This window comes from Streptacidiphilus jeojiense (genome assembly GCF_000719095.1).
In the GTDB taxonomy this organism is placed as follows: Bacteria; Actinomycetota; Actinomycetes; order Streptomycetales; family Streptomycetaceae; genus Streptacidiphilus; species Streptacidiphilus jeojiensis.
Map to the genome: position 1 here is coordinate 364,343 of NZ_JOEH01000002.1, position 7,463 is coordinate 371,805.

The window sequence follows — 7,463 nt, forward strand, 5'->3', positions numbered from 1 at the left end:
CCGCGACGGCAGTGGACGTCAGAGTGCGAAGGTGACAGTCACTGGTGCGTGGTCGGACCAGCGCTCAGGGTGGGTGGCAGCTCGTTCCACCACCGCTGAGGTGGCCTTTTCGGCGAGGGCGGGGGTGGCCATCTGGTAGTCGATGCGCCAGCCGGAGTCGTTGTCGAAGGCGCGGCCGCGGTAGGACCACCAGGAGTAGGGGCCGTCGACGTCCGGGTGGAGGCGGCGGACCGTGTCGACGTAGCCGGCCTCGTCGATGACGCGGGTCATCCAGGCGCGTTCCTCCGGCAGGAAGCCGGAGTTCTTCTTGTTGCTCTTCCAGTTCTTGAGGTCGGCCTCGTGGTGCGCAATGTTCCAGTCGCCGCAGACCAGGACCTCGCGGCCGCCTGCCGCGGCGCGCTCGCGGAGGGCCTTGAGGTGGTCCAGGAACTCGACCTGGAAGCGCTCCTTCTCCTCCTGGCGTGGGGTGCCCACCTCGCCGGAGGGCAGGTACAGGCTGGCCACGGTCAGTCCGGGGAGGTCGATCTCGGCGTAGCGGCCGGTCGCGTCGAACTCGGTGGAGCCGAAGCCGATGCGACGGTCCTGCGGCTCGGTCCGGGAGAGGACCGCGACGCCGGCCCGGCCCTTGGCCACGGAGGGCGCCCACAGCACGTGCCAGCCCTCGGGCTCGCGGACGTGTTCGGCGAGCTGCGCGGGTTCGGCCCGGACCTCCTGCAGGCAGACCACGTCGGCCTTGGTCGCGGCCAGCCACTCGACGTAGCCCTTGCCGGTGGCGGCGCGCAGGCCGTTGACATTGGCCGTGGTGACGGTGAGCGTGCTCATGGTGCCGGGGTTCCCTGCTGGCTCGGAGGCGGAGGACCGGTCCATTGTCCATGACGGCCCGGCCAGCCGAGCGCGGCGCGCGCCCAGTCGGCGACCAGGGCCAGCAGACCCAGGCGCCGGCGCAGCGTCTCGGCGGGGGAGCGGCGGTCGTAGGCGCGGGTAGTCACGTCCTGGTCGAGGCGGCGCAGCATCGCCGGGGCGAGCCAGCTGTACTTGGCTGCACCGGTGGCGGCGATGGCTCTGTGCACGGCGGCGTCGGAGCCCTGCCAGCCACCGGCGCGAAGCCCGCGCAGGTAGGCCTCGGGGAGTGCCGCGGCGATTTCGGGTAGCAGGGACGGGTCCAGCAGACCGTCGGCGACCGAGTCCACGATCAGATTGGAGATGTCCTCCCCGATCGCACCGGTACCGGTGAACGACCAGTCCAGCAGGACGGTCCGGTCGTCCGTCGCGATCAGGTTCATCGGCCACAGGTCGAGGTGGCAGAGCGTCTGCGGAGCGGATTCGGCGACGGCCAGCAGTGGTCCGGGGTCGGCGGCGAGGGCGGCCAGGTCGGCGCGCAGCGGCTCGGACCAGGCGGCGACGGCCTCCGGGTGAGACCAGTCCGGTGCGGTGCTGCCGGGGTCCGGGACGGCGGCCAGGTAGTGGCGCAGCCAGCGGTGGGACAGCCAGGGCCGATCGGGCGGGTGGGCCGCGCAGGCGGCCTGGGCGGTGCCGAGGCGGTGCGCGAGGTCGCCCAGGTCGGCGACGCTCCACTGCGGTCCCGGCCTGCCCGCGACGTCCTCCAGCCAGAGGGTGAGGCCGCCGTCGGGGTCTTCCTCGACGTCCAGCAGGGTCGGGGCGCCCAGGCCGGCATCGGCGTAGACGGTGGCGGCGAAACCGGTGCTGTAGGCCAGGTATTCGCGGCGCCAGTGGTTCCAGTGCCGCGGGTCGTCGCTGGTGGACCAACGTGCTGTGCCGCTGCCCGAGGGTGTGAGGCGCTTGCGGACGGCGCTGCCGTCGGGGCCTTGGATCCGGTCGATACCGGCCGTGGCGCGATTGTTCTGATTGTGGGTCAGCGGGACGGCGGTATACGGGCCCGGACCGACGACAGCGGCCACCGCAGGCGGCACTCGCAGTGTCACGGCAGCGTGCGGGTGAGCCAGACCAGCTCGCCGCGGTCGTCGACGGAGACGTGGTGCCGCTCGAAGCCGAGCTTCTCGAGGACGCGGAACGACGGCGTGTCGTCAGCAACAAGATGGAACGACATCGGCTTGTACTCGGACATGGGGTTCACTCTGCACCAGCGGCGGTACCGCCCGCAGCTGGGTGTCAGTTGTGGGCGGCCTTGCGGCGGCGGGTGGCGACGACTGCTGCGGCGCCGGCCACGACCAGGGCGCCGGCGGCGCCGGCGATTGTGCCGGTGTTGGAGCCGCCTCCGGTGTTGGCCAGGGCGGGGCCGGTGGGGGAGGCGCTCGGTGCCGGTGAGCTGCTGGCGCTGCTCGGGCTCGGGCTCGAGGAGGCTGACTTCGACGGGGAGGCGGAGGCGGAGGCCGAGGGCTTGGTGGTGGCGGAGCCCGGGATGAAGAAGGTCTGGTCGGAGACGGCGTAGTCGGCCTGGTCTGCGCCGCCGCAGACGGTGCCGGTGGACGGCGGGGCGGTGGGCTCACCCGAGGCGCTGGGTACGGGCAGGCCGGTTCCCACCAGAGCCGAGGCGATCTCGCTCCAGGTGGCGTTGAACTGCGTGGCGCGGACCCGCAGTTGGACGGTGTCCTGCTGCCCGGCGGCCAGCGTCACGTTGGACCGGATCAGCAGGCGGCGGTCCGTGTAGCTGAGCGGCGTCCATCCCGACGGGGTCCGCATCTCGACCGCGAGGTTGGTGGTGTCGGGGTAGGTGTAGGAGTGCGCGCTCTCGTAGTAGAACTCCAGCACCTCGTCGACCTTCGGGACCGCCGTCGCCGAGCGGTTGGTGAAGGTGACCGTGGCTGTCACGGCCGGGCCGCCCGCCAGCAGTTTCACTCCGGCCAGTCCGGTCAGCGAGGCGCTGAAGGAGCAGGTTCCGGCTGCCGCCAGCTGCGGCGCCGCGGCGGGCTCCGCAGCCTGCGCGACCGAGGCCGTGGAACCGAGCACGCAGGCCGCCCCCACCGTGAGTGCGGCTGTCAGGACGATTTGGCTGGAACGCATGGCGAGGAGACCCCATCGGAGTGGTCGGCAGGAGCGGAGGCGCACAAAGTTCGCACCAAGGTTGCACAACGGTCGCACAAAGGTTCGTGACAGGAGCAGGCTAGCAAGACGGGGCTGCCGGGAAGGGAGGTAAGAAGGAATTCTTGCGTAGCCGGATCAGCTCGACGGGGCGGCTGGGGCCGGGGTGACGAAGAGGGTCTGGGCGGCGCGGCCGATGGTGGACTTCTCGTCCAGGAGGAGGGTGTCGGCGAGTCCGATCCCGGCCGGGTCGAGGGTGGTGCGCGAGCTGAGGCCGATCCAGTCGCCGACCGGCGGGCGGCGCAGATGCACCGTCAGGTCGGCGTTGGTGTAGCGGTACCTGCTCATGTCGAGCTCGCCGGAGATGCCGTTTCCGGAGTCGGCGGCGATCAGGGTGCGGCACAGGCTGGAGGCGGGCTCGCCCGCGACCAGCGGGTAGCGGGGGCGGAACCAGCAGGTGGCGGGGCCGCGCTCGGTGAAGGATCCGGCGACGAAGCGGACCTCCACGGCGGTGTGGTACCCCTCGTCCCAGCGGACCGGGAAGCTACCCTCGGGGGCCTCGTGCGGTCCCGGGCAGGGCAGCGGCTGATCGACGCCCGGGGCCGAGCCGTCCTCGGCGCGCATCAGCAGGGCGGTGGCGCGCATGGCCACCCGGCCGTCCACGAGGCGCAGTTCGGCCTCGACCCGGCCGACGTTGCGGCCCGCCTCGGCGGCGCGGACGGCCACCGCAACCTCCGCGAGCGGGACCGGGCGCAGGATCTCGAAGGTCATCCGGACCACCCTCGCCCCGGGCCGCTGCTCGGCGGCGAACCGCTCCACGGCGCGTCCCAGCAGGGCGGCGGGCGGGCCCGCGTGCTGGGCGTCGGGGCTCCAGGGGCCGCGGGTCAGCGCGGTGGCGGTGAACCGTCCGTCCGGGCCGGGGAGGTAGAAGGCTTCAGCGGTGGCCATTACCGAAGGGTAATACGCGGCGTGGTCGGCCGCCACGGTTCCCAGGTGTGTCCCCAGCCCATATCGTTGTCGTGACGACAGTCGAAAAACAGCGATGGGAGGGACGCCGTGAGCCCGTTCCGCGGATCCGTGCCGTTCACCGAGGACTGGGAGCACTTCCGGGTCACCCGCGCCGACGGCGTGGCCACCGTGACGCTGGACCGGCCGGAGAAGCTGAACGCGCTCACCTTCTCCTCCTACGCCGACCTGCGCGATCTGCTGACCGAGCTGCCGCACCGCGGCGACATCCGGGCGCTGGTGCTGCGCGGGGAGGGTCGCGGGTTCTGCTCCGGCGGGGACGTGGACGAGATCATCGGTGCCACCCTGGAGATGCGGCCCGACGAGCTGCTCGACTTCACCCGGATGACCGGGCAGGTGGTGCGGGCGATGCGGGAGTGCCCGGTTCCGATCGTCGCCGCGGTCCACGGCATCGCGGCGGGGGCCGGCTCGGTGCTCGCGCTGGCAGCCGACTTCCGGGTGCTGGCCCGGTCGGCCCGGTTCGCCTTCCTGTTCACCAAGGTCGGACTGGCCGGTGCCGACATGGGCGCCGCCTATCTGCTGCCGCGCCTGGTCGGGCTGGGCAACGCCACCAAGCTGCTGATGCTCGGCGACACCATCGACGCGGCCACCGCCGACCGCTACGGCCTGGCCAGCGAGCTGGTCCCGGACGAGGAGCTGGACGGGACGGTCGCCGCCCTGGCCAGGCGGCTGGCCGACGGGCCGGCCTTCGCGCTGGCGCAGACCAAGGCGCTGCTCACCCAGGAGCTGGACATGGGCCTGGCCTCCTCCGTCGAGCTGGAGGCGATGACCCAGGCGCTGCTGATGAAGAGCGCCGACTACGCGGAGTTCCACGCGGCGTTCAAGGAGAAGCGGGCCCCGGAGTGGCGCGGACGCTGAGCCGGAGGATGGCCGGTCCATGACGGTCGTCATATCAACGCTATAGACTGGCGGTACGGCCCCGAGCGGGCCGGGAGGGAGGCGCGCGGTGCGGATCGCGGCTATCGGCGGTGGCCCCGGCGGGCTCTACTTCGCCGCGCTGATCAAACAGCTCGACCCGGCGCACCAGGTGACGGTCTGGGAGCGCAACGCGCCCGGTGACGCCTTCGGCTTCGGCGTGGTGCTCTCCGACGAGACGCTCGGCGGGATCGAGCACGCCGACCCGGCCGTGCACCGGGCCCTCGCCGCCGGCTTCGCCCGCTGGGACGACATCGACGTGCATGTCGCCGGGCAGGTGTTCACCTCCGGCGGCCACGGCTTCGCCGCCACCAGCCGGCGCAGGCTGCTCGGCATCCTCCAGGACCGCTGCCGCGAGCTCGGTGTGGAGCTGCGCTTCGGCACCGAGGCCCCGCCCGCGGCCGAACTGGCCCGCAGCCACGACCTGGTGGTGGCCGCCGACGGCGTCCGCTCCCGGACCAGGACCGACGCGGCGGAGGTGTTCCGGCCGGACCTGCAGCAGCACGCCTGCCGCTACATCTGGCTCGGTACCGACCTGGTGCTGGACGCCTTCCGGTTCCAGATCCTGCGGACCCCGCACGGGCCGATGCAGCTGCACGGCTACCCTTACTCCGACGACGCCAGCACGGTCATCGTGGAGATGCACGAGGAGGTCTGGCGCCGGGCCGGCTTCGACGCACTGGACGAGCAGCAGAGCATCGCCCAGTGCGAGAAGCTCTTCGCCGACGTGCTCGACGGGCACTCCCTGCGCGGCAACGACTCCCGCTGGATCGCCTTCACCACCGTGCGCAACGCCACCTGGCGGAACGGCAACACGGTGCTGCTCGGCGACGCCGCGCACACCGCCCACTTCTCCATCGGTTCGGGCACCAAGCTGGCCATGGAGGACGCGCTGGCCCTGGCGGCCTGCCTGCACGAGCACCGCGACGGCCGGATCGAGGACGCCCTGGCCGCCTACGAGCAGGAGCGCCGTCCGGTGGTGGAGTCCACCCAGCGCGCCGCCCGGGCCAGCCTGGACTGGTTCGAGAACCTGGCCCAGTACCTGGACCAGCCGCCCTGGCAGTTCGCCTTCAACCTGCTCACCCGCAGCCGCCGGGTCACCCACGGCAATCTGCGGCTGCGCGACCCCGAGTACGTCGCTACCGCCGACGCCCGTTTCGCCGGGCAGCCGGTCGACACCCCGCCGCCGATGTTCACCCCGTTCCGGCTGCGCGGGCTGACGCTGCGCAACCGGGTCGTCGTCTCGCCGATGGACATGTACTCCGCCACCGACGGCACTCCGGGCGACTTCCACCTGGTGCACCTGGGGGCCAGGGCGCTCGGTGGCGCCGGGCTGGTGATGACCGAGATGATCTGCGTCAGTCCCGAGGGCCGGATCACGCCGGGCTGCACCGGGATGTACTCGCCCGAGCACGAGGCGGCCTGGCGGCGCGTCACCTCCTTCGTGCACGCCGGCAGCGACGCCGCCGTCGGGTTGCAACTGGGCCACTCCGGACGCAAGGGCGCCACCCGGCTGATGTGGGAGGGCATGGACCAACCGCTGCCGGACCACGAGTCCTGGCCGGTGGTCGCGGCCTCGCCGCTGGCCTACCGGCCGGGGGTGAACCAGCTGCCGCGCGCGCTGGACCGGGCCGGGATGGACGCCGTCCGCGAGCAGTTCGTCCGCTCCGCCACCATGGGTGCGGCGGCCGGGTTCGACCTGCTGGAGCTGCACTGCGCGCACGGCTACCTGCTCTCCGGCTTCCTCTCGCCGCTCACCAACCACCGCACCGACGGCTACGGCGGTCCGCTGGACGCCCGGCTGCGCTACCCGCTGGAGGTCTTCGACGCGGTGCGGGCGGTGTGGCCGGAGGACCGTCCGATGACGGTGCGCATCTCCGCGACGGACTGGGTCGAGGGCGGCAACGGCGTCGAGGAGGCAGTGGCCATCGCCCGGGCCTTCGCCGAGCACGGCGCCGACGCCATCGACGTCTCCACCGGCCAGGTCAGCCCCGAGGAGCGTCCCGCCTACGGCCGCTCCTACCAGACCCCCTTCGCCGACGCGATCCGCAACCGGGTCGGCGTGCCGGTCCTCGCCGTGGGCGCGGTGTCCTCCTGGGACGACGTCAACTCGCTGCTGCTGGCCGGCCGCGCCGACCTGGTCGCGGTGGGCCGCCCGCACCTCTACGACCCCAACTGGACCCTGCACGCGGCGGCTGAGCAGGGGTGGCAGGGGCCGGGCGTGCAGTGGCCGGTCCAGTACCGGGCCGGCAGCCGGCCGCCGCAGACGGGCCGCACCGACGCGCCCCGTCCCCGGCTCCAGCTGCTGCGCGAGGGCGAGCCGGGTACCCGCCACGGCCGCTGGGCGCCCTAGCCGACCCGGCGATCCCTGGCGGCCAGGCGACCTCTGACGGCCCGGCGACCTCTGACGGCCGGTCGGCTGCTACTGACTTTGGAAGCGTGATGTCGTTGGGGGCTGACGGAGTGTGATTGTCGCGGTATGCCGGGTGTATGAGGTATCCGCAGGGTGGTGGGCTGACGCC

General features: G+C 72.6%; 7 protein-coding genes. 2 read left to right on the forward strand and 5 right to left on the reverse strand.

The window, feature by feature from the left end; genetic code table 11:
* Positions 1 to 18: 18 nt before the first annotated feature.
* From IF29_RS0103635 to IF29_RS0103655, 5 genes are all read right to left on the reverse strand, one after another.
* Positions 19 to 822 (reverse strand): exodeoxyribonuclease III, encoded by an 804-nt coding sequence (locus IF29_RS0103635; protein ID WP_030249405.1) that lies wholly within the window; start codon positions 820 to 822, stop codon positions 19 to 21.
* Complete coding sequence (locus IF29_RS0103640) at positions 819 to 1,943, reverse strand: protein kinase family protein (protein WP_157623563.1); 1,125 nt, start codon at positions 1,941 to 1,943, stop codon at positions 819 to 821. The genes IF29_RS0103635 and IF29_RS0103640 overlap by 4 nt, the downstream gene beginning before the upstream one ends.
* Positions 1,940 to 2,086 carry a hypothetical protein gene (locus IF29_RS44655; protein WP_380522821.1) on the reverse strand — a complete coding sequence of 49 codons (147 nt, stop codon included), beginning with the start codon at positions 2,084 to 2,086 and terminating at the stop codon, positions 1,940 to 1,942. Before IF29_RS44655 ends, IF29_RS0103640 begins: the two co-directional genes overlap by 4 nt.
* Before the next feature lie 44 nt (positions 2,087 to 2,130).
* Complete coding sequence (locus IF29_RS46730; protein ID WP_198037254.1) at positions 2,131 to 2,982, reverse strand: LAETG motif-containing sortase-dependent surface protein; 852 nt, start codon at positions 2,980 to 2,982, stop codon at positions 2,131 to 2,133.
* 156 nt (positions 2,983 to 3,138) lie between these two features.
* Positions 3,139 to 3,948: a thioesterase family protein gene (locus tag IF29_RS0103655; RefSeq protein ID WP_030249411.1), complete on the reverse strand. Its 810-nt coding sequence runs from the start codon at positions 3,946 to 3,948 to the stop codon at positions 3,139 to 3,141.
* Between the two features lie 108 nt (positions 3,949 to 4,056).
* On the opposite strand from IF29_RS0103655, the gene IF29_RS0103660 reads away from it, so the two are divergent.
* Together IF29_RS0103660 and IF29_RS0103665 are read left to right on the forward strand one after the other, a co-directional pair.
* Complete coding sequence (locus IF29_RS0103660) at positions 4,057 to 4,884, forward strand: enoyl-CoA hydratase family protein (RefSeq protein WP_030249415.1); 828 nt, start codon at positions 4,057 to 4,059, stop codon at positions 4,882 to 4,884.
* Positions 4,885 to 4,972: 88 nt separating this feature from the next.
* Entirely contained in the window at positions 4,973 to 7,294 is a 2,322-nt protein-coding gene (locus tag IF29_RS0103665) for a bifunctional salicylyl-CoA 5-hydroxylase/oxidoreductase (protein ID WP_030249418.1), read from the forward strand.
* The last annotated feature ends 169 nt before the right edge of the window (positions 7,295 to 7,463 follow it).